The sequence below is a fragment of the Stenotrophomonas sp. GD03877 genome (assembly GCF_029840555.1).
Lineage (GTDB): Bacteria > Pseudomonadota > Gammaproteobacteria > Xanthomonadales > Xanthomonadaceae > Stenotrophomonas > Stenotrophomonas geniculata.
Genome location: NZ_JAOCCT010000080.1, coordinates 1 through 1,106, shown reverse-complemented (window position 1 = coordinate 1,106; position 1,106 = coordinate 1). Strand labels below are relative to the sequence as shown.

1 protein-coding gene is annotated in these 1,106 nt (G+C 62.1%); it reads left to right on the top strand.

Features of this window, described 5'->3' with window-relative positions:
* Positions 1-237: 237 nt before the first annotated feature.
* A partial coding sequence (locus tag N5D20_RS24665; RefSeq protein WP_197580049.1) for a transposase occupies positions 238-1,106 on the top strand: 869 nt, incomplete at its 3' end.

Here is a 1,106-nt window from a genome sequence, read left to right as displayed (position 1 = left end):
GTCGAGCATGGCTTGTATGTTCCTCCCGGCTCCTACGCTGTATGTAGGAGCCAGGGTGGAGGGACCGTCAAGCATGCATCTGCGGATACCAGCCGACAGACGAGTCGAGCGATCCCCATCCCGCACACGAACGTCGATAAAGGATCGTACGGCCCCCAAAGGGGATCGTCGATGTAGGCAAGCTAACGTCGGTGCGGTACCACCCCAGCCCTTTAAAGATAGCTGGGAGCCGTACAAATGTCTGATTCTCTCGATATTGGCGTGGACGTGGACTCCAAGGAGTTCGTGCCGGCGGTGGCCGACCGCAAGGCCGGTGACAGGGTCGCCAACACCCGGGCCGGCATAGCCAAGTGGCTCAAAACCTTGCCCCAGCGATGCCGGATTGGCATGGAAGCGACGGGGCGGTACTACGAGTTGTTGGCTCGGATGGCTGGCCAGGCGGGCCACGTTGTCTATGTAATCGATCCACGGCTGATCAAGAACTACGCTCGGGCGACGGGCTCGCGCGGCAAGACAGATGCCATGGATGCCCAAGCGATCGCCCGCTATGTGAAGAAGGAGAGCGACCGCCTGCGTGAATACGTACCGCGTACCGACGAGCAGCAGCAGATGCATGATTTGCTGCGCAAGCGGCGAGCGCTGGTGGAGACGCGCGCGCGCCTGGAGCAATCCTTCGGGGTAAGCAAAAGTGACCCTGGGGAGCTATCAGATCTGTTCTGCGCTCTGGCTGGGACGCTGTCCGAGCTGGAAAGCGAACTGCAGCGCTTGGGCCGCGATGGAGAGCATGGCGCGCTCTACAAGCGCCTGCTGACCATCCCGGGTATCGGCCCTGCCGTCGCGTCCCACCTGATTTACTACATGACGCGCTGGCCGTTGGCCAACGCCAACGCATGGATTGCCTGCACCGGCCTGGATCCCCGGCCCAACGAGTCTGGCGGCAGAACTGGACGACGTCGGCTGTCCAAACAGGGCGCACCGATGCTGCGCCAGATGCTCTACATGGCTGCAATGGGGCTCAAGCGGTGTCGCCGGGGGCAACCGCTCTACGACGAGCTGTCAAAACGCGGTCACCCCAGCACCGCCGTCTTCAACATTCTGGCAAGGAA